The organism is Klebsiella sp. PK01 (genome assembly GCF_057624675.1).
This window is the reverse complement of the sequence record NZ_JBYEZM010000001.1, coordinates 129614-149857: the sequence shown is the minus strand read 5'-3', so window position 1 is coordinate 149857 and position 20244 is coordinate 129614. Positions and strand designations below refer to the sequence as shown.

19 protein-coding genes and 2 pseudogenes are annotated in these 20244 nt (G+C 55.2%); 8 read left to right on the top strand and 13 right to left on the bottom strand.

The window, feature by feature from the left end; genetic code table 11:
- Positions 1-127: 127 nt before the first annotated feature.
- Positions 128-1111, bottom strand: coding sequence for a zinc transporter ZntB (zntB, locus tag AC22LX_RS00705; protein WP_045397470.1), 984 nt, complete (start codon positions 1109-1111; stop codon positions 128-130).
- 180 nt (positions 1112-1291) lie between these two features.
- On the opposite strand from zntB, the gene AC22LX_RS00700 reads away from it, so the two are divergent.
- The gene (locus AC22LX_RS00700) at positions 1292-1735 is read left to right on the top strand and encodes a GNAT family N-acetyltransferase (protein ID WP_045397472.1); all 444 of its coding nucleotides are present in this window, start codon (positions 1292-1294) and stop codon (positions 1733-1735) included.
- Between the two features lie 403 nt (positions 1736-2138).
- Here AC22LX_RS00700 and AC22LX_RS00695 read toward each other — a convergent pair whose 3' ends face one another.
- Genes AC22LX_RS00695 through AC22LX_RS00680 form a run of 4 tightly spaced genes read right to left on the bottom strand, consistent with a single transcriptional unit; the run spans position 2139 to position 6392 of the window.
- Complete coding sequence (locus tag AC22LX_RS00695; RefSeq protein WP_045397475.1) at positions 2139-3056, bottom strand: ROK family protein; 918 nt, start codon at positions 3054-3056, stop codon at positions 2139-2141.
- Positions 3053-3913 (bottom strand): ABC transporter permease, encoded by an 861-nt coding sequence (locus tag AC22LX_RS00690; protein WP_045397478.1) that lies wholly within the window; start codon positions 3911-3913, stop codon positions 3053-3055. The genes AC22LX_RS00695 and AC22LX_RS00690 overlap by 4 nt, the downstream gene beginning before the upstream one ends.
- A 1-nt stretch (position 3914) precedes the next feature.
- Positions 3915-4835 carry an ABC transporter permease gene (locus tag AC22LX_RS00685; RefSeq protein ID WP_045397480.1) on the bottom strand — a complete coding sequence of 307 codons (921 nt, stop codon included), beginning with the start codon at positions 4833-4835 and terminating at the stop codon, positions 3915-3917.
- A 24-nt stretch (positions 4836-4859) separates the two neighbouring features.
- On the bottom strand, positions 4860-6392 hold the full coding sequence (locus AC22LX_RS00680; RefSeq protein ID WP_045397482.1) for an ABC transporter substrate-binding protein: 1533 nt from the start codon (positions 6390-6392) through the stop codon (positions 4860-4862).
- Positions 6393-6624: 232 nt separating this feature from the next.
- Here AC22LX_RS00680 and AC22LX_RS00675 point away from each other — a divergent pair, with 232 nt between their 5' ends.
- The 5 genes from AC22LX_RS00675 (at position 6625) to AC22LX_RS00655 (ending at position 13075) form a co-directional block, all read left to right on the top strand.
- Positions 6625-7758, top strand: a complete 1134-nt coding sequence (locus AC22LX_RS00675) for an ROK family transcriptional regulator (protein WP_213292490.1) — start codon at positions 6625-6627, stop codon at positions 7756-7758.
- A 13-nt stretch (positions 7759-7771) separates the two neighbouring features.
- A complete protein-coding gene (locus tag AC22LX_RS00670) occupies positions 7772-9223 on the top strand; it encodes a M81 family metallopeptidase (RefSeq protein ID WP_045397489.1) in 1452 nt (483 codons plus the stop codon).
- Between the two features lie 3 nt (positions 9224-9226).
- Entirely contained in the window at positions 9227-11044 is a 1818-nt protein-coding gene (locus AC22LX_RS00665) for an ABC transporter ATP-binding protein (RefSeq protein WP_487333664.1), read from the top strand.
- A gap of 188 nt (positions 11045-11232) precedes the next feature.
- On the top strand, positions 11233-11979 hold the full coding sequence (locus AC22LX_RS00660; RefSeq protein ID WP_045397495.1) for a DeoR/GlpR family DNA-binding transcription regulator: 747 nt from the start codon (positions 11233-11235) through the stop codon (positions 11977-11979).
- Positions 11980-11992: 13 nt separating this feature from the next.
- Positions 11993-13075 (top strand): oxidoreductase, encoded by a 1083-nt coding sequence (locus AC22LX_RS00655; RefSeq protein ID WP_213292487.1) that lies wholly within the window; start codon positions 11993-11995, stop codon positions 13073-13075.
- A 44-nt stretch (positions 13076-13119) separates the two neighbouring features.
- Here AC22LX_RS00655 and AC22LX_RS00650 read toward each other — a convergent pair whose 3' ends face one another.
- Together AC22LX_RS00650 and AC22LX_RS00645 are read right to left on the bottom strand one after the other, a co-directional pair.
- Positions 13120-13746, bottom strand: a complete 627-nt coding sequence (locus AC22LX_RS00650; protein WP_213292486.1) for a helix-turn-helix transcriptional regulator — start codon at positions 13744-13746, stop codon at positions 13120-13122.
- Complete coding sequence (locus tag AC22LX_RS00645; protein ID WP_045397504.1) at positions 13743-14720, bottom strand: threo-3-hydroxy-L-aspartate ammonia-lyase; 978 nt, start codon at positions 14718-14720, stop codon at positions 13743-13745. The genes AC22LX_RS00650 and AC22LX_RS00645 overlap by 4 nt, the downstream gene beginning before the upstream one ends.
- A 249-nt stretch (positions 14721-14969) precedes the next feature.
- On the opposite strand from AC22LX_RS00645, the gene AC22LX_RS00640 reads away from it, so the two are divergent.
- Positions 14970-15164, top strand: coding sequence for a hypothetical protein (locus AC22LX_RS00640; RefSeq protein ID WP_045397506.1), 195 nt, complete (start codon positions 14970-14972; stop codon positions 15162-15164).
- A gap of 79 nt (positions 15165-15243) precedes the next feature.
- Here AC22LX_RS00640 and AC22LX_RS00635 read toward each other — a convergent pair whose 3' ends face one another.
- Positions 15244-16002, bottom strand: a complete 759-nt coding sequence (locus tag AC22LX_RS00635; RefSeq protein ID WP_487333663.1) for a hypothetical protein — start codon at positions 16000-16002, stop codon at positions 15244-15246.
- Positions 16003-16463: 461 nt separating this feature from the next.
- Between AC22LX_RS00635 and AC22LX_RS00630 the strand changes: the two genes are divergently transcribed.
- Positions 16464-17030 carry a DJ-1/PfpI family protein gene (locus tag AC22LX_RS00630; protein ID WP_045397511.1) on the top strand — a complete coding sequence of 189 codons (567 nt, stop codon included), beginning with the start codon at positions 16464-16466 and terminating at the stop codon, positions 17028-17030.
- 67 nt (positions 17031-17097) lie between these two features.
- Here AC22LX_RS00630 and AC22LX_RS00625 read toward each other — a convergent pair whose 3' ends face one another.
- The 5 genes and pseudogenes from AC22LX_RS00625 to tli1a all read right to left on the bottom strand — a co-directional run bounded on the left by AC22LX_RS00625 (position 17098) and on the right by tli1a (position 20237).
- Complete coding sequence (locus AC22LX_RS00625) at positions 17098-18438, bottom strand: VasL domain-containing protein (RefSeq protein ID WP_045397512.1); 1341 nt, start codon at positions 18436-18438, stop codon at positions 17098-17100.
- Positions 18439-18458: 20 nt separating this feature from the next.
- Positions 18459-18902, bottom strand: a complete 444-nt coding sequence (gene tssE, locus AC22LX_RS00620; protein WP_032708247.1) for a type VI secretion system baseplate subunit TssE — start codon at positions 18900-18902, stop codon at positions 18459-18461.
- A 1-nt stretch (position 18903) separates the two neighbouring features.
- Positions 18904-19440 carry a type VI secretion system lipoprotein TssJ gene (tssJ, locus tag AC22LX_RS00615; RefSeq protein WP_487333662.1) on the bottom strand — a complete coding sequence of 179 codons (537 nt, stop codon included), beginning with the start codon at positions 19438-19440 and terminating at the stop codon, positions 18904-18906.
- Positions 19421-19662: pseudogene (locus tag AC22LX_RS00610) on the bottom strand (type VI secretion system baseplate subunit TssG); the annotation flags it as partial. The pseudogene AC22LX_RS00610 and the gene tssJ, both read right to left, overlap by 20 nt.
- A 6-nt stretch (positions 19663-19668) precedes the next feature.
- Positions 19669-20237: pseudogene (gene tli1a, locus AC22LX_RS00605) on the bottom strand (Tli1a family immunity protein).
- Between the last annotated feature and the right edge of the window lie 7 nt (positions 20238-20244).

Genomic DNA, 20244 nt, shown 5'->3' with positions numbered 1-20244 from the left:
AACGCCCATCGCTTGACGTTGCATTCACCTGCGAGAGAGATATTGCCCTGAATGGGTAGAAGGTTTATTGATTTCGCTCAAATATTGCCGGGGTTTCAACGGCAAAATCGCCTGTAAAGACAATTTCTTACAACCATTTACTACGATGTAACCACCAAGTAACACCGCCAATTAGAACAACTAACATTACGCAAAAAATCGAAAAACCAAGATGCCAGCTGTTCCCCGGGATACCGCCAAGGTTGACGCCAAACAGCCCGGTCAGGAAGGTGCTGGGCAAAAAGACCATCGCCATCAACGACATCGTGTAAGTCCGCCGCGACAGCGACTCCTGCATAATCTGTGCGATTTCATCGCTCATGATCGCCGTGCGGGCAATACAGCTGTCAATCTCATCAAGCCCCCGTCCAAGACGGTCGGCAATATCCTGCATCCGGCGACGATGATCGTCACTCATCCACGGCAGGCGTTCACTGGCGAGGCGGGCGTAGACATCGCGCTGCGGGGCCATATAGCGGCGCATCACGATAAGCTGCTTACGCAGCAACGCCAGAAAACCGCGCGGCGGCACCTGCTGGTCAAGCAGGTCATCTTCAAGGTCGATAATCCGGTCGTGCAGCTGTTCAATAAACTCGCTGGCGTGATCGGTCAACGCATCGCAGATTTCCACCAGCCAGCTGCCGCAATCCGTCGGCCCGTTGCCCTCCTGCAGATCGCCCAGCACATCATCCAGCGCCAGTACTTTACGCTGACGGGTGGAGACGATCAGCCGCTCGTCCATATACAGACGCATCGCCACCAGTTGATCGGGGCGTTCATCGGTGCTGCCGTTAATACAACGCAAGGTGATTAGCGCGCCGTCGCCGATGCGCGTTACCCGCGGGCGCGTACTTTCTCCGGCCAGCGCGTCGCGAACGTTATTCGGCAACAGCGGCGTGGCGGCTAACCAGTCGGCGCTGTCGGTATGGGTATAATTGAGATGTAGCCAGCAGGGATTGCTCTTATCGATATTATCGTTATCAGCCAGCGGCTTTACGCCGCCCTGCCCGTCGAGCACCCATGCAAAGATGGCGTCCGGCACTTTCAGCTCCGAGCCCTTAATCGCGTCCACTGAACCTCCATTAATGCATGCCTGTAAAAAGCGTGAATAATCCATAAGGTACGCTATTCGGCTGAATTTCGCCTCCCGCAATCGTCGCAATCGCCTAACAAATAGGCAGCATACCGCTTTTGGCGACAGCTGATCATATTTGTATTACAATTACATCCGTAATTTTAATGAGGTTTTAGTATGAATATTTATCAAGCCCAGCCCCAGGATGTCGATACCGTCCTGCCGCTGTATCTCGCCTATCGTCGTTTCTATCAGGTCGAAGAAAATCTCGTTCAGGCGCGGGAGTTCATCCTTAAGCGCCTGCAACTGAATGAGTCGGTCATTTTCTTCGCAGAAGTGGACGGCAAAGCGGTGGGCTTTACCCAGCTCTATCCCCTGTTCTGCTCGCTGGAAATGAAGCGCATCTGGCTGCTTTACGATCTGTACGTTGATGAGTCTGCCCGCCAGCACGGCGTAGCGCAGCAGTTGATTGCCCGTGCCGAACAGCTGGCAAAAGAGAGTGATTCAGCATTTATTATGCTTAGCACGGCAACCGATAATACTAAAGCGCAGGCGTTATACGAGCGTAGCGGCTTCGTACGTGATACGGATTTTTACGTCTATAACAAAATGCTCAAGTAAGTTGGTCAGGCCGTCATAAAGGGAGAACCCGCCATTGGCGGGTTCTTATTAGTTCGTATCAGTCGTCGGCTAATCCACAGTAGTAACCCTTGCCATCGTCTGGGCGGGCACAGGACGGGATTAGCAGCAAGCGTTCATTTTTTCTCTTCCGCATAGCGGCGGGCGTTATCGTGTAAATTGGTGCACATGGTTATTACTCCATTTTTATAAGCAGACTAAGAGCCTATCCCATTAGGGCTATTTTACTTGCCATTTTGAACCAGGGCAGTGCTCGAAATCCTCACGTACTACGTGTACGCTCCGGTTTCTGCGCGCTGTCCGTGTTCAAACTGGCTGCGCCAATTACGCCTACTGGGATAGGCTCTAATCCTAGAAGCTTCCGTCAGATTTGCCACATTCCTGGCTAAAATTTTTCCCAGCCCAGCACCGATGCCCCCAGTAATCCCCCTTCGCGACTAAATTGCCCGGCGACCAGTAGTGGCTCAGCGCTCTTCAGCAGAATCTTTGCCCGCAACGCGGTATCAAGGCGCGCCAGCAGAGACGTTTCGCTCGCCAGCCCGCCGCCTGCGACGATTTTATGCGGCCCGAGGATATTTACCGCATGTGCCAACGGTTCGCTCACCAGATCAAGCCATACTTCAAGGGTGAACGCCGCTATCTCTTCTCCGGCCATGCCCTGCGTCACGATCTCGACACTGCTTAGCGCCTGACCGCTGAGCAGTTGATGCAGCCGCTGCATCCCTTTTGCCCCGCCAAGGGTGTCAAGACACCCCTGCTGTCCGCAGCCGCAGGGCAGCCGCGGCAACTCAACTCCCCGCAGATGAGTGCGCGTAATGGGTCCGTGCCCCCACTCGGCGCCGATCCCCTGATTGCCGTAGAGGATTTTGCCGTTGATGGCAATCCCGCCGCCGATCCCGCTGCCGAGGATCACCCCTAACACCACCGGCAGATCTTTTGCCGCGCCGAAACGCGCTTCGGCCAGGGTAAAACAGTCAGCATCGTTAGCCATCGCCACCGGGCGCCCGAGCTCAGCCTGCAGGGATTGGATAATATCGATACCGGCAAACGGCGGAATGTTGCTCGACAGAATACGATCGTTGGCAACATCCACCACTCCGGCGCAGGAGAGCGCCAACGGACTCTGTCCGCTAATCGCATCGCCATATTGCGCGATAATCTCCTGTACGGCGTCGATGAATGCCGGCCAGGAAGTCAGCGGCATCGCCCGCTGACGCGGCATTACTACCTGGCCAGGCGCCGGAGAGATAGCGCTTTTAATAAAGGTTCCGCCAATATCCAGGCACAGCACGCTATTACTCATAGGCGAGAGTCCATGATGTCACGCAGGCCATCGCCCAGCAGGTTGAAGCCTAATACCGAAAAGACAATAGCCAGCCCCGGCCACAGCGAAATCCCCAGGCTGATGCCAAGGAAGTTACGCCCGTCGCTCATCATCGTTCCCCACTCCGGCATCGGCGGTTGCACGCCCATGCCGAGGAAGGAGAGCGAAGCGGCGGCCAGGATCACCGAGCCGCCGGTCAATGTCGCCTGCACGGTAATCGGCCCCAGGGTATTACGCAGAATGTAGTGGATTATCTGTCGGCGATAGCCAATTCCCAGCGCCCGCGCCGCTTCCATGTACTCCATATTCTTGATACCCAAGGTCAGGTTACGGCTGAGGCGCGCGTAAACCGGCACGGAGAAGATAGCGATCGCCAACAGCATATTCAGCAACCCTGCGCCGAGGACGCTGACCAGCAGGATAGCCAGCACGATGCCGGGAAAAGCGAAAATGACATCCATCACCCACATAATCAGGTGATCGACACTTTTCCCGCACAACGCGGCGATGATGCCCAGAGGCAGCCCCATCAGTAGCGACAGCGCCACGCTGACCACCACTTCAATCAGTGAGATCCTGGCGCCGTAAATAGTGCGGGAAAAGATATCGCGGCCATAGTCATCGGTGCCCAACCAGTGGTCGGCCGACGGCGCGGAGAGAATATTCAGCAGGTCCTGCGCGTAGGGATCGTAGTGGCTTAACCATGGCGCGAAGATGGCGCATACCACGATTAAGGCGACGATGATGCCGCCGAGGGTCAGCGAGGGATGCTCCATCCCCCAACGCAGGCCGCTGAGTACGCCGCTGCGCGATTTGGCGAGTGAAATTTCCGACATATCAGTCAAACCTTATTTTCGGGTTGATTCTGGCGATAATCATCTCGCCAACCAGGTTCATCACCACCACGCTTGCCACCGTAATCATCGTCACGCCCTGGATAACGGGATAATCGCGATAGCGCACCGAATCCACCAGATAGCGGCCTATCCCCGGCCAGTTAAACACCGACTCGGTCACCACCGCGCCGCCGATCAGGCTGCCGAAATTAAGCGCGATAATGGTCACGATGGGGATCAGCGCATTGCGCAGCGCATGTTTAAAATAGACCTGAAACGGCGCCAGCCCTTTGGCCCGCGCGGTGCGGATATAATCTTCGCCTAACACGTCAACCATACTGGAGCGGGTCATCCGCGACATTACCGCCATTGGGAAAATCCCCAGGCAGACCGACGGCAGGATATAGCTTTTCCAGCCATCCGCGCCCAGCAAAGGCAGCCAGCCCAGCTTCACCGAAAAAGTATCCATGGCGATCAGCGCCAGCCAGAAGTTGGCTATCGACGCGCCGGCAATCGCCACCAGCATCAGCACATGGTCGGCAACATGATTGCGGTAAATGGCCGCGCACATCCCCATGGGAATACCGAGGATCACCGCCATCATCCACGCCAGCAGCGCCAGGCCTAAGGTATAAGGAACCCGCTCGCTCATTTCGGTGGAGACCGGCTGGCCGGACTTCAGCGAGGTGCCAAAATCCCCCTTCAGCATTCCGCTGACGAAATGGCCATACTGCACCGCCAGCGGATCGTCCAGGCCGAGGCGCGTATGCATACGGCTGACATCATCCTGGGTGGCCTGCGGCCCTGCCATCAGGCGGGCCGGGTCACCGGGGAGCATCCTGATCGCCAGAAAGACAATCAGCGATGCGCCCAGTAGGATCAGCGGCAAAGAAAGCAGTTTTTTAATCACATAAGCTTTCATAACAACTCCACCCTGACCCCAGCGTTACGGTTTTTGCGCTTCGGTTACGATAATTTCGCCGCCCGGCTCCATCCGCACGCCTTTAATGGTGGCGCGGGTGGCGTACAGATCGTCCTGGAAATAGAGCATCACATGCGGCGCGTCCTGCATAATGGCCTTTTGCGCCGCCACATATTCGGCGATACGCGCGTTGTTATCCATGGTGGTCGCGGCTTTATCTAACAGCTCATCTACCTGCGGGTTGCGGTAGAAACCAAGGTTAGCCCCGGCCGGCGCGGCGCTCTGTGAGTAGTACAGCGGGCGCAGTTGCAAATCAGAACCATTAAGGCCGGAAGACCAGGAGGCCAGCACCGCATCGGTACGGTTGGCCAACTTTTCCGCCGCCGGGGCAAACGCCGCTTTGCTCCAGACGCCGCTCTCCATCTGCTGGATGTTAAGTTTCACGCCAACTTTGCCCCACATCGCCTGCAGGATTTGCGCGGTACGCGCATCCGGTCCCTGCACGGCGATGTTCATCTCAAAGCCCTGCGGGTACCCGGCCTCTTTTAATAGCGCTTTCGCTTTATCGAGATCCCACGGATAGTCGTTGAGGGTTTTATCATATCCTTCGTTCACCGGCGCCAGCGGCGAGTTGGCGGCAGAAGCAAAACCAAACATCACCGCCTTCAGCAGCGCTTCTTTGTCGGTCGCCAGGTTCAGCGCCTGACGCACGCGGACATCATTCAGCGGCTTTTGCTCAACGTTGAGCGCTACCCAGAATACCGACGCTCCCTGCCCCTGCTCCAGCTTCACCTGCGGGTTGCTTTTCAACTGCAGACCAAACTGCGGCGGTACCGGGTTAATCACATCGACCTGGCCGGAAAGCAGCGCCATGTTCATCACCGACGGCTCCGCGCTCCAGGTCCACTTAATCTCATCCGGGCCGTGATTCTCGCCCCAGTATTTCGGGTTTTTCTTCTCCAGCACATATTCACCGGTTTTATACTCCTGCAGCATATATGGGCCGGTACCGTCCGCTTTACGGCCAATGGTGCCGGCTTTCGCCGCCGTGGGGCTCACCATCTTCGCCGAGCCGCCGGTCAACAGATTGAGGAAAGAGGGATAGACCTTTTTCAGCGTAATCTCGACGTTGTCATCATCGAGCTTCTTCACGGAAGCGATCACGTTGCGCATCCGCGAACTGGCTGCCAGTCCGCCTTTCGGGTCGATATGTCGTTCAATATTGGCGACGACCGCATCGGCATTGAACGGCGAGCCGTCATGGAAAGTGACGTTTTTACGCAGGGTAAAAGTCCAGACTTTACCGTCATCGCTGACCTTCCAGGCGGTGGCCAGCGCCGGGGCGATTTTGAAATCCGGCGACAAATCCACCAGACCTTCATACATCGGTTTTAAAACGGTATCGGTAAAGGTCGCGGTTTGGTCGCCCGGATCCATGCTACGCGGAGGTTCGTTTTGCATCACGTTCAGCGTCGCTGCCTGCAGCGCCGTCGCCCCGCCGGTTGCCAGTAAGCCTGCCAGAATGGCAAGTCGATATTTATTCATAATTGCCTTCATCCGTTAACCCCTACCTGTCTGTTATGTCGCCAGTTGTGGCTGTTATGTTGCGATTAGGTTTTCTTTTTACCCAAAACAGAGTCCCATAAATGTGATATTAGCCATGATTAACGCTTAATTAGGTAATAAATTTAACTTATATGTGATGGTTTAGTTATTTTTGAAAATAAACTGGTTGCTAAAGCGCCAGCCCGCGATTATGTTCAGAAAAAAGCGTTATGGCTGAGTAACTATGCTGAACAAACTCCACCAACAATTGATTCATCTGGTCTGTAGCGAGGAAGGCGCCAGCCGCGCAGACCTCGCCCGCCTGACGGGTATGAGTAAAGCGGCCATTGGCGCACTGGTAAAAGAGATGCTGGCCGATGGGCTGCTAGAGGAGAGCGATATGGCCGCTTCCGGCGGCCAAGGGCGCCCCTCCGTCACCCTTTCGCTGGCGCCGGACGCCGCTTACGCCATCGGCATCTCGCTGATTGATAATCAGCTGGTGTTGGTACTGATGAATGCCAGCGGTGAGAAAATCGCCGAGCGGCTGCTCACGCCGCTGCTTGAAATCCCCGCCTTAATCCAGCAACTGGCGGATGAAATCCGCAGTTTGTTAAACGATACGCTTATCGAGCGCCAACGGCTGGTCGGCATCGGTTTTGCTCTGTCTGCCTTTGTCGACGCCGCGCAATCGGTCTGCGTACAGTCGGCGCTGCTGGGCTGGCATCAGGTACCGCTAGCTGAACTGTTAAGCCGCGCGACCGGCGGGATCCCGGTATTGATTGAAAACGACACCCGGGCGCTGGCGAACTGGGAGAAAACTTTTGGCCATCTACGCAAGCTGGAGAGCGCAGTGGTGATTTCTCACGGCAGCGGCATCGGCAGCGCGGCGGTCATCTGTAACCGAATCTGGCGCGGCGCCCACGGCGGCGCGGGAGAAATAGCCCACTGCACCATCGTACCAGCGGGCACGCCTTGTCGCTGCGGGAAGCGTGGCTGTCTCGACACCATTGCGTCTCTCACCGCCATCTTTGAACAGGCGCGTATGGCCGGTATCGACACTGACCAACTGGATGAACTGGAAGCCATGGCGCGTAAGGGCCACAGCGCCGCCATCCAGATCCTGCATCGGGCCGGCGATGCCTTAGGGTTAGCCATTTCACATCAGATCCAGACTCACGATCCGGCGGCGATCATGCTTGCCCACCAGCCGGAAAGCTTTAACGGTTTACTGAATACCGTGATGCAACAAGCCATTGAAACCAACCTGCTGCCGGGGATGGCGGGAAAAACGCCGCTTATCTATCGTCCGCTGGCTCAGGACAGCTGGGCGCTCGCCGCGGCGAGCGTCGCACTGACTCACGTTCTCTTTCCAGGATAATTTCGAGGTCCTTATGCGCATTGCCGTTGGCGGAATACATATTGAATGCAGCACGTTTAATCCGGTCCTGACTCATGAAGCGGAGTTTCGCACCGTCAAGGGCGAAGCCCTGCTGGAAGCGCCTCACTTTCAGTTTTTACGCGATTATCCGGCGACATTTCTGCCGACGCTGCACACCCGGGCGATTCCCGGAGGCCCGGTGGCGCGAGAGACCTATGAGCAGTTCAAGGCCGAATTCTTAAGCCGGCTGCAGGCGCAACTGCCGATCGACGGCCTGTACCTTGCGATGCACGGCGCAATGTACGTTGAAGGTATGGAAGACGCTGAAGGCGACTGGATCACCGCCGCCCGCGCCTGCGTCGGCGATGACTGCCCGATTGCCGTCAGCTACGATCTTCACGGTAACGTGACCCAGCGCATCATCGACGCCATCGATATCTACTCAACCTATCGCACCGCGCCGCATATCGATATCGAAGAGACCATGCGCCGTTCGGTCAGTATGCTGGTGAATAGTCTGCAAAGCGGCGTGCGCCCGGGCATAGTGTGGGCCCCTATCCCGGTATTACTGCCTGGCGAGCGAACCAGTACGGAAGATGAACCGGCAAAAAGCCTGTACGCCATGTTGCCGCACAGCGACCAGATCGACGGCGTACTCGATAGCTCATTAATGGTCGGCTACGTGTGGGCCGATGAACCGCGCGCCACCGCCGCGGCCATTTTTACCGGCACCGATCGCGCGGTACTGGAGCAACAGGCCGCAAAACTGGCGCAGGCCTATTGGGACGCGCGGGAAGATTTTGTTTTCGGCTGTCGGACGGGCAGCGTCGCCGAATGCGTCGCTCAGGCCATCGCCAGCGCCACGGGCCCGGTTATCCTGGCGGATTCTGGCGATAATCCAACCGGCGGCGGCGTCGGCGATCGCGGCGATGTGCTCGCCGAGCTGCTACGCCAGCAGGCGCAAAATACCCTGGTGGCCGGCATTACCGACGCGCCGGCGACGCGTGCGGCCTTTGAGGCCGGCATTGGCGCAGAACTGCAGTTGACTATCGGCGCCAGCCTCGATCCGGCGGGCGTCAGCGCGAGCGCGCGTTTTACCGTCACCGGTCTGCTGGCGGCGGATCCGCAGCGCCCGGCCAATCAGGCGGTGCTACAGACAGGTGGTGTTACCGTGGTGGTAGCCGACCGCCGACGCCCGTATCACGATATCGCTGACTTTAGCGCGTTGGGGCTCAACCCGCGGCAGGTGAAAATCCTGGTGGTCAAATCCGGCTATTTATCGCCGGAGCTGGCGCCGTTGGCCAATCCGAACCTGATGGCGCTCTCGGAAGGGGTGGTCGATCAGGATATTGAACGGGTGGCGCGTCTGCGGATGCTGACACCGACCTGGCCATTTAAGCGTGATCTCGAATTCACCCCACTGGTGCGGGTTTCCGCTCGCGCGCCCTTTGCCGGGGAGTGCTGACTCATGAACCGTGAAACGCCTGCGCCAGTGCTGGCCGTCGACAATCTGAGCGTCGCATTCCGCCACGGCGATAGCTGGCAGAAAGTGGTGCGTAATATCTGTTTTAGCCTCTATCCAGGTAAGACGCTGGCGATCGTCGGCGAATCCGGCTCGGGTAAAAGCGTGACGGCGATGGCCATTATGCGTCTGCTTTCTGCCCGGCATAGCCGTACCGAGGGACAGGTGCTGCTCGGCGGCAAATCCCTGCTCGACCTTCATGAAGAGGAGATGCGTCGCGTGCGCGGCGCCGAGGTGGCGATGATTTTTCAGGAGCCGATGACCAGTCTTAACCCGGCATTTACCATCGGCAATCAGATAGCGGAAGTTTTTATCCGCCATCAGGGCTTATCGGCGCGCCAGGCGAAGCAGGAGGCCATCGCCCTGCTGGAAAAAGTCCGCATTCCGCATGCCGCGCAACGTTTCGATGAATATCCGCATCAGTTTTCCGGCGGTATGCGCCAGCGTGCGATGATCGCGATGGCGCTGGCCCTGAAGCCGAAACTGCTGATCGCCGATGAACCCACGACCGCGCTGGACGTCACTATCCAGGGGCAAATCCTCGATCTGATTAAAACCCTACAGGCAGAAAACAATACCGCGGTGCTGTTTATTACCCATGATATGGGCGTGGTCGCGGAAACCGCCGACGATACGCTGGTGATGTTTCGCGGCGATGCCATCGAATGCGAGCGTACGCCGACGCTATTCGCCACCCCGCAGCAGCCCTATACCCGTACGCTGCTGGCCTCGGTACCCGCGGCAGGTGAAATGGATATAAGCTCGACCCCCTGTAAGTTCCCATCGGTGAACCTGCAAACCGGGGAAATCCGTCGTTACTCGCCAGAGCCTGACCTCAGCCTGACCAGCAACGAGCCGGTATTATCGGTCAAAAATCTGGTCACCCGTTTTCCGGTTAAAAAAGGCTTTTTTAATCAGTTAGCCGGGCATATCCACGCCGTAGAAAACGTTAGCTTTGACCTATGGCCCGGCGAAACGCTATCGCTGGTGGGCGAATCCGGCTGCGGTAAATCGACCACCGGTCGCAGTCTCATTCGCCTGGTCCAGGCGCAATCCGGCCATGTTCGCCTTAATGGCTATGACGTCCTGCAAGCCGGGCGCCAACAGCAAAAACGGATGCGTCAGGATATCCAGATGATTTTTCAGGATCCGTTCGCCAGCCTGAATCCACGGCTGAAAATCCAGGAAACGTTGATTGAACCACTGCTGGAAAATGGCCTCGCCACACGCCAGCTGGCGCTGGCGCGCGCCCATGAATTGATTGAGAAAGTGGGACTCAGCGTCGCGGTGCTTAACCGCTATCCGCATGAATTTTCCGGTGGTCAGCGCCAGCGCATCTGCATTGCCCGCGCGCTGGCGATGAATCCCAAGGTGATTATCGCCGACGAGTCGGTGTCGGCGCTGGATGTGTCGGTCAAAGCGCAGGTGGTCAACCTGATTATCGAACTGCAACGAACGATGAAAATCGCCTTTCTGTTCATCTCTCATGATATGGCGGTGATTGAACGCATCAGTCACCGGGTAGCGGTCATGTATCTCGGCGAAATCGTCGAAATTGGCCCGCGGCAGGCAATTTTCGCCAATCCGCAACACCCCTATACGCAGAAGTTAATTGCGGCGATCCCGAAAACCGATCCGTCTCGCCGACATCTTCTGCGCGAAGCCAATAACGATGAACTACCCTCGCCGTTTCGCGATAAAGACTGGCAGCCGCCGACGCGCCGCTACGAACAAGTCGGTAATCAGCACTGGGTAATGCGCTGAGCGGAGTACCTTTAAATAGACCGGCTTAACGCTCTGTAGTCTGCGCTGAGCCGGTCCCCCTTCCCAAAAAGCGATGCACAATCCCCCCTTTTAGCTGGCAACGCATTTTTTGCTGCTTTTTGCGATTCACATTCTCACTTCATGCTGTATTATGCGGTTTATTGCAGTCTTTTGCAGGAACAGCGATTATGCATAAAACCGCCCGACAACAGTTTTTACTCGAACTACTGAGCGAAAACGGTCAAATTAGTATCAGCGAACTGGTCGAACGATTGCAGGTCTCGCCCGATACCGTTCGCCGCGATCTTAGTGACCTGGAAAAACGCGGACTGGTACAGAAAAACCATGGCGGCGCTATCGCTCTCGATCTTCCAGCTATGAATCGTCAGGCGCGCAATGCGCTGCTGCCCGAGACTAAGCAACGCCTCGGCGCGCTGGTCGCCCGTGAGATTCCTCCAGGATCAACGCTATTTTTAGACGCCGGCAGCACGGTACTGGCCGTCGCCGCTCATCTAAAAGGACCGCTGACGGTCATCACCCCTTCGCTGGATATTGCCCAACTATTTAGCGAACGGCCCGATATCGAGTTGGTTTTACTTGGCGGAAAATGGGATATGCGGCAGCGGCTGTTTGCCGGTAGCGCCACGCTGGCGCTGCTTTCTCGTTACCGCGCGGATATCGCCATTCTCGGCGCCTGCGCGATCCATGCGCAACAAGGGCTTAGCGCCAGCCAGGAAGCGGATGCGGAGGTAAAGCGCGCGATGCTGGCAGCCAGCGTCGAGCACTGGCTGGTGGCTGACCATCTGAAACTTAATCGCTGCGAACCATACCTGGTCGCCGAACTGAAACACATCGATCGTCTGTTCCTCGACAAGCCATGGCACGCGCTTGGCGAAGACAATTCAATGCAGGTCAGCATTGCTGACGCTGAATAACGTGGAGAAAGTCATGCATAAAGTTATCACCGGCGCAGGTAAACCTATTAACATTGCGCTGATCGGCTATGGATTTGTCGGCAAAACGTTTCACGCGCCGCTCATTAACTCGGTCGAGGGGTTAAAGCTTGCCGTCGTCGCCTCCCGCGACGAAGCCAAAGTGAAGCAGGACCTGCCAGATGTCACGGTAATCGCTTCTCCGGAAGAGGCCATTCAGCATCCGGATGTCGATCTGGTGGTACTCGCTTCGCCGAACGCCACCCACGCCCCACTGGCTCGACTGGCGTTGAACGCCGGTAAGCACGTGGTGGTGGATAAGCCCTTCACTCTCGATATCCAGGAAGCGCGCGAGCTGATCGCGCTGGCGGACGAAAAGCAACGACTGCTTTCAGTCTTCCACAATCGCCGTTGGGATAGCGATTATCTCGGCGTTAAGCAGGCCATCGAGCAGGGGCTGATCGGCAAGGTTAAGCATTTCGAGTCGCATATCGACCGCTTCCGCCCGGAAGTACGCGTTCGCTGGCGCGAGCAAAACGTGCCGGGCAGCGGCCTGTGGTTTGACATCGGCCCGCACCTGATCGACCAGACGCTACAACTTTTCGGCCTGCCGCAATCGGTACAAGGCAATATCGCTACCCTCCGACAGGGCGCGGAGATCAACGATTGGGCGCACGTGGTGCTGAATTATCCGCAGCACAAAGTGGTTTTGCACTGTAGCATGCTGGTGGCCGGCGGCGTCTCGCGCTTCACGGTCCACGGCGATAGCGGCAGCCTCGTTAAACTGAAAGCAGACCAGCAAGAGAGCCAGCTGCTGGCTGGGGTCATCCCAGGGAGCGAAAGCTGGGGCCAGGATGACGACAGCATGACGCTGTTCGACGCCAGCCTGCAGGCGCACACGCTCGCCACGCCGAAAGGCGATCAGCGTCAGTACTATATTCAGGTTCGCGATGCCCTGCAGGGCAAAATCGCCAACCCGGTGCCGCCGCTACAGGCGCTGGCGGTGATGGCGGTGCTGGAAGCCGCTGTTGCTTCAGCAGAAAGCGGCAGCGTGCAAAAGCTGGCGTTAACCACCGACGAACTGACCGGGCTTCAGTAATCCCTTGATGGAATAGCGGCTGCAGCTCCGCGCGGCCGCTACGCTTATCTCTCCTGTCGGGCGTATAAATAGGCGGTCGCCCGCGAAATGCCGAGATGCTGCGCGACCATTTCCATTGATTTGCGCAGATCCAATAGCCCCTCTTTACGCAATTGTCGAATCACCGTTTTACGATCCGCCGCACTCAGCGCCCTGGCTGTTGTCGCCCGCGCGGCGGCGAATGCATCAATTCGTTGGCGAATGGCCGCTGCGCCGCCCGGTTCAAGATGTTCAACCACCGTGGCGCTTTCCGTGGCGGTAAAGCGCGCCAACGCGCTCTGCATACCGCGAAACAACGTCATATCGACGTTAAGACAGAGGGCGGCAACATATTCACCGTTATCGCCCTTAATACCGATGGAGGTACTTTTCACCGCACGTCCGTCAGCAAACTGATTGGCATAGTTGGCAACGACGGCCGGGAACTCGGCGCTGGCAATCCGCGCTAACCCCATCTCGGTCGCCGGCTGACCAACCTCTCTGCCGGAGAGATTATTGTGGATTGATAAAATGGCCTGTTGAGGATGCGTCAGGTCATGGACGACCACTTCACAAAACGGCGCGAAGGTTTCGCTTAACCCCTGGGCGATGAGATCAAGCTGTGCCAACAAGGGCGACATCTCGCTACTCATAATTCGTTCCCGGTGGCCAATAAAGCGCTGTAACGACTCATATCCACATTACCGCCGCTGATAATAATGCCGACTTTTTTACCCCGCAGATGCGCCATGGCGCTCCGTGCGGCAGCGAAGCCCAGACAGCCGGTCGGTTCGACCACCATTTTCATCCGCTCGGCGAGAAATTTCATCGCTGCGACCAATTCATCGTCACTCACGGTCAGGATATCGTCGACGTGTTGCTGTATTAGCGGAAAAGTATATTGCCCAAGATGCTGGGTCTGCGCGCCGTCGGCGATGGTTTTCGGCGTCTCAATATGCACAATGCTGCCGCAACGAAAAGATTGCTGGCCGTCGTTGCCAGCTTCTGGCTCTACGCCATAGATTTTACACCCTGGAGACAGATGACGCGTCGCCAGCGCCGAGCCTGACAACAGCCCACCACCGCCGAGGCAGACAAATAGCGCATCCAGCGGACCGACCTCTTCTATTAGCTCTTTCGCCGCCGTCCCCTGCCCGGCAATCACGTGCGGATGATCGTAAGGAGGGATAAGGGTTAACCCATTCTGTTGCGCCAGATCGCGACCGATCTGCTCGCGATCCTCCGTGTAGCGGTCATAAAAAACGACTTTACCACCGTAGCCCCGAGTGGCGGCGACTTTAGCCACAGGCGCATCGTGTGGCATGACGATAGTCGCCGGAATGTCCAGTAGTTTAGCCGCTAGTGCAATGGCCTGCGCGTGATTACCAGAAGAAAACGCCACTACCCCGGCCCGTTTTTGCGTTGGGCTAAACTGTTGCAACGCGTTCATCGCGCCGCGGAATTTAAATGCCCCCATGCGCTGATAATTTTCACACTTTAAAAACAGCTGCGCTGAGTATTGCTCATCCAGGGTCCGGGAGGTCATCACAGGAGTAGAGTTGGCGTAACCGGCAATCCGCCGGGCGGCCGCTGCCACGTCGCGATAATCGGGAAGTTGTAGAGTCATTGTTTCACCTTGTTGTTCAATGAGTAACCAGGATTTAATACAATTCGTCTAATTAAATACATTATGTGTGATCAATATTCAACCGCAAATGGCATCGATCGCAACCAGAAGAAAATGTGCTCCGCTTGCCTATTGCCTGCTGGAAATTTCCCACATTTGGGAGCAGGATATAATCAAATACCTGATTATTGTGGTAACGCCCCATCAGCTTCTGCGGACGCAACCCGACACACTGGACAGGAGAATGTCATGTATTACACGTTAGGAGAAAAGACCCTCCACTTTTATCGCTATCAGTGCCGTTACTACGTTGCTCATTGGGACGGCGGTCACGTGATGGCCGAGCAGTTCAAGCCGTTTATCGCCGGGATCAGCGAAAAGACCGGCCTGGAAGCAAAGCGTGTGGAAGCCGTCGCTCGCGATTACTTTACTAACGTGGATTAACACAACCCTTTGATATCGCCAGAAAAGACTAAACGGCACCTCAAAGGTGCCGTTTTATATTCACTTTGGTGAGAACCAATCAGGCGGTGGGGATTTTTGAAATAATATATTCGAGTGATTCATCAATATTCTCACCTGCCAGCATTTTCTTCCGCACGCTAAACGCCCGGCCTGTACGTAAGAATTTTAGGGAGACAGTGTCATTAGTAACACCTTTTCCTGTTAATACGATTTCATTCAGCGGTACGATAAAAGTATCTGAGTACAATTTTGGTTTAACTATCAATTTATCACCAGAAAGACCAATCATAACGCTCTCCTTGAGGCGTACCCCATTCCAGATATTGAGAATGCCTACTGCGACAAATAAATAGCCAATTCCCACGCCCATCACCAGCACAATAACTCCCATGCATAAAGCAATAGCACCAGTAGGCGCAAATCGGGATGTATCGCATGTTAATTTATAGTTTTTATCTTCAGGCTTAGATATATCAACCTCTGCTTCAGGGTTATAAACATCAAGGTTTGCATTGCAGTATCTTTCGTAGCTAAAAATATAACCGATTAAAAACAACAAACCAATCGGCACCATAGCAATCCCACCGATATAAGCAAACACAATACCAACACGCGGGGCTTTCGGTAATAAAAAAACGCTTACCACCTGAACAACTATAGCAAGGGGAAGTACAATTGTGACCAAATCTTTAATCAAACGCAGCGTTCGATCGTAGCCATAATAATCTGAAAGCGAGTTGACCTCATTGAGCACCAAAAGAAACATGGCTAAGTTAATTATAATACCAATCAATGTCAGACGGTGAATTTTATTCATTCATACTCCATTATGCTTACTCATCGCAACATATTAATTTAATTAATAGGTTTACACTATGCCGCCAATAACAAAAGGCATTTTTAACACCTGGCGCCGTTCAACAATTCGAAATATCCGAATATATTCTCGCATGTAAAAAAGACAATACACACATAAGATAAAGAATATATCCCAAAGATTCGCACGCCAATAAAAAGAGCCAGCCGATATTAACAAATACACCCTCCCCGTCAACAAAAAAAGCAAAACGCAATATTCAGGCGTCATTTCTTTTTAATGTAAACTTCCCTGGTGCGGAATTTAATTCATGCGTTAAATTTATTTCTCTTGATCCGATACATCAGGTCTATATTTTATCGACATTGCTGCTTTCATTCTTATTCATGCATTAACCATTGGCATTATTCATTTTACCAGGCTATACCTTAGGCATCATTATTCATCAAGGATCTGTTGCAATGGGCAAGAAAATTTTAATGCTGGTGGGTGATTACGCTGAAGATTACGAAACCATGGTCCCGTTTCAGGCATTACAGATGATTGGCCATCAGGTCGATGCTGTCTGCCCGGATAAAAACAAAGGCGACTATATTATGACGGCGATTCATGATTTTGACGGCGCACAAACCTATAGCGAAAAACCCGGTCATCGCTTCGTACTGAACGCTGACTTCGATAGCGCCAATGAGCAAGACTACGACGCACTGCTCATCCCCGGCGGCCGTGCGCCAGAATATCTGCGCCTGAATGAGCAGGTGATTAAGCTGGTACAGGCTTTTGACGCTGCGCGTAAACCGATTGCCGCCGTCTGCCACGGCCCACAGCTTCTCGCGGCCGCCGGCATTCTTAAAGGCCGTACCTGCAGCGCTTATCCAGCTTGCGCTCCCGAAGTTCGCCTCAGTGGCGGACATTACGCCGATATCGGTATCGACCAGGCGCACGTTGATGGCAATCTGGTTACTGCTCCCGCCTGGCCCGCCCACCCGCAGTGGCTTGCTAAATTTGCCGAGGTGTTGCAGCGGTAAGCGCCTTTTCCAGGGCTGGAGTCGCTACGGTACGATATGCCCCCCAGCCCTTACTCCTTGCGCGAAGCTATTCCACGGTTTTATTTTTTACTAGTGCATAAGAGACTATCAGCTGCTGCAGGTGCTGTTCCGCTTGTTGCTGCTGCGCGGCGCGGCTGATTTGCCCTTCTGTCATCGCCGATAGTTGGCGTAACTGTTCTTCAGCCGGAACGGTTCGATTAAGAGACTGAGTAATGGCGAACACCGCGGATTTCAGTTCACTGACCGTCAGGTATTTTCCCTTCTGCTCATCCAGGGCATTCAGACGCTGAGTTAATTGCTGCAGTTGCTGCATTCCCTGATACCACCCGGTGAGGTTTTCCGCTGGCAGCGCGGCAGCTATGATCTGCTGCCGCCACTGCGAGGACAATGTTTTCGCCTGCTCCGGCCATAGCGCCAGTGCCTGTTGTACCAGTTGATCGCTATAGTCGATGGCCCAATTAGGTTTGAGTTGAGCCAGATGTGTAAGCTGCTGCCGGGTCTGCTTTATCCCACTGTCTGCTGACGGTGCGTGCAGAGAAAAGGAGCGTAACTGATCTGGCGAAAGTACCGTCGGCAATGGCGCCAGACTGAGAGCGAATTGCTGCTGTTCCGGATCTGGTTGATTCATCGCCTGCCACCCCCACCCTGCCGCTGCGGTCAGCACCAGCATCGTCAGCATACCGGCCATAAAAGGTCGCCATCGTTTTTCAGAGTTCTGACGCTCATTGCCGACTTGCACGTTTGGCAGCGTTTCCGGCGGCGCAATATAAACCCACTTTGTTCGCTCAACCCGCTCATCCAAATGGGTGGACGCGTTCTCCATCGTGACTACGTGCGGTAGGGTATCAGCGCTGGTCACGCCATCGCTATTCTCCAGCCGTACAGCCGCGTTATGCATCAAATTGAGCAACGCATCAAACTGACTGGCGTGCTTTAATTCCAGACGCTGCAGCGCAGCATCCAGCGCTTTCAGATGCACTTCCGCCTCATAAATCAAACTAAGATCGACATAGGCTAGCGTCAGCGTACGCAGCGCTTGCAGTAGCCGTTTACCCAAACCGCTAAGGATTTCCATCCGCGCGTGTACCGGCTGTGGCCAAAGGCTCCCCCACTGACGGGTAATCAGCGTTTCCAGGATAGCCAGTCCTTCATTCAGCCCGCATAAGCCGGTTAACTGCGTACGGGCAAGCGTATACCAAGCCGCGGTCTGCAGCTCTACGCCGTTACGGTCAAATAATGACAGGCAAAGCCGTTCTGCGTATAGCCAGTCAACGTCGGGGCGCGCCGGGTGGCTGAGTTTGTGCATTTCTTCACGCAGCTTTGCGTAGTCTGCCAGCGTGCGCGGGTCGCCGCCGGTAATCAGGTGACGCTTAGGATAAGTTGTCATAGGGGTAACCAGAGTGAGGGCTAAATAGCGGTGCGGGCATTCAGATACTGTTGCTGTTTCAGATGGCGAAGGAGAACCCTGCCTTCAGGCATAAATTCCGTGCCATAGCGTACCAGACCAATTTCCTTCAGTTCCGCGTCGATGGCATAACGCAGTTCGCCTGGCTGTGTCTGTTCGAGCATCTCCACACGGAGGCTGTTCAGCCGCGGTTCGTATTTGAGCAGTACCGCGGACAGCGTGGTCATTAACTGGTGCGCGCTACCCGGCATCCCCTGGAGAATTTTTGTCATATCCGGCAGACCGTAATCCGGAAGATGCGCCAGCGTGCCAGCCCGGCAGTTGAGGATACGCTGCATATTATCAAGCACCGATAAAATGACCTGATTTTCTTCACCGATCTGATGCAGCTCGAGACCGCCGGAGAAATTACCAAACAGGGTGTCGTAAAGTGAGGGGCGCGGCATTTTAGTTACCTTTTAACGGTTGCAGCGTCAGCCGGTTGTGACCGGCTTCGATAATACGCGGCTTGTCGGGGTCGAGGTCGTCGCGGGTCAACACTAACCGCCAGCTGTCCTTGACCCGATCCGGCGCGATAAACATCCCCGCCACCGCGACGTATTGCGCCGCCGTCTCCAGCGGCATATCCAGCGCCACGGATTCCCCCGGGTGTAGACGGATATCTTTTTGGGCCAGCCAATCGCTTGGTATTGCCCGGCTATCGTCAGCAAATAGCGAGGGATAATCGCTGGCGTCAAACGCTTTGCGCTCTTTGAGTTGGTAAATTCGCACTACGGTTGCCAATGACGCCCCTTGCGCATTGTGGTTCACCCCTTCCCAGGCCCGAATATCCAAATGCAGCGTTTTGATCTGTTTATAAAAAATAGCGTAGGTCACTGAGACGGCTCCATCTTTTACGCTCTGCGTCAGGCCGCAGCCGGTTAAGGCTGCAGTGAGAGTGATGGGCAGCAATGTGGCGCAATTTTTACCAGCGATAGTTGCCATCTTCATCGTTCTCCCTTCGGTGAATATTTTTCGGACGCGCTGATAACGCCCCAGATGAATGGTGATAATGTCAGTAGCAGGGTATTGCGCGTTAAGCGGGCGCAGTACCGCGGTCTGCCCTAACCGCGCCGCGTTTTTGGGTTGGCAAGAGCGTTGCGCAGCCGGTAATAAATGGCGGGCCACATACAGCTGTAGCCGTACATCCAAATGGGCGCCCAGCCAGGGCATTCAGCGTGGAGTCTGCGGTGTCGGACATACGATCTCCTCCTTGATATGTTTGAAAATAACGTTATCTGCTTTTTTATCCTCATCAGGATGAGGAAGTATCGGGTATTTCGGATCTGCGCGACCGTAGCAGGAACGGACTATCCGCACCTTATCGCAGGGGAAAATATGCACATCAAAACCGCACGCCTGCCCCTTCTCCCAGCGTTCAATGGGGACAGTAATCGGCCCATGTTTCTGATAGTGAGTCTCATAATCATCGGGCATCTCACTCGATTTCATCCAGGCATTAGGATCGGAGGTCCAGGTGATTTTTGCCGTCAGTCCCGGGCGCCAGACATCAGGCACCATCACGCAGCAGAATCCGCCACCGCCACCGTAGGGATTCGCCCTGGGCCCTCCGTAGCCATCAACCTGCACCGAAACGATGGCATCAGGTCCGTGGTTTAATACGGCTATATCAGCGCCGCTCATGCCGTATGACTGTGATCGCGGCAGGCCGTCAATAGACAGAGAAAAACGGCGACCAGTACCGCCAGCCCTGTGGACAAAATACGGGTATGCTTTATCATTGATGTA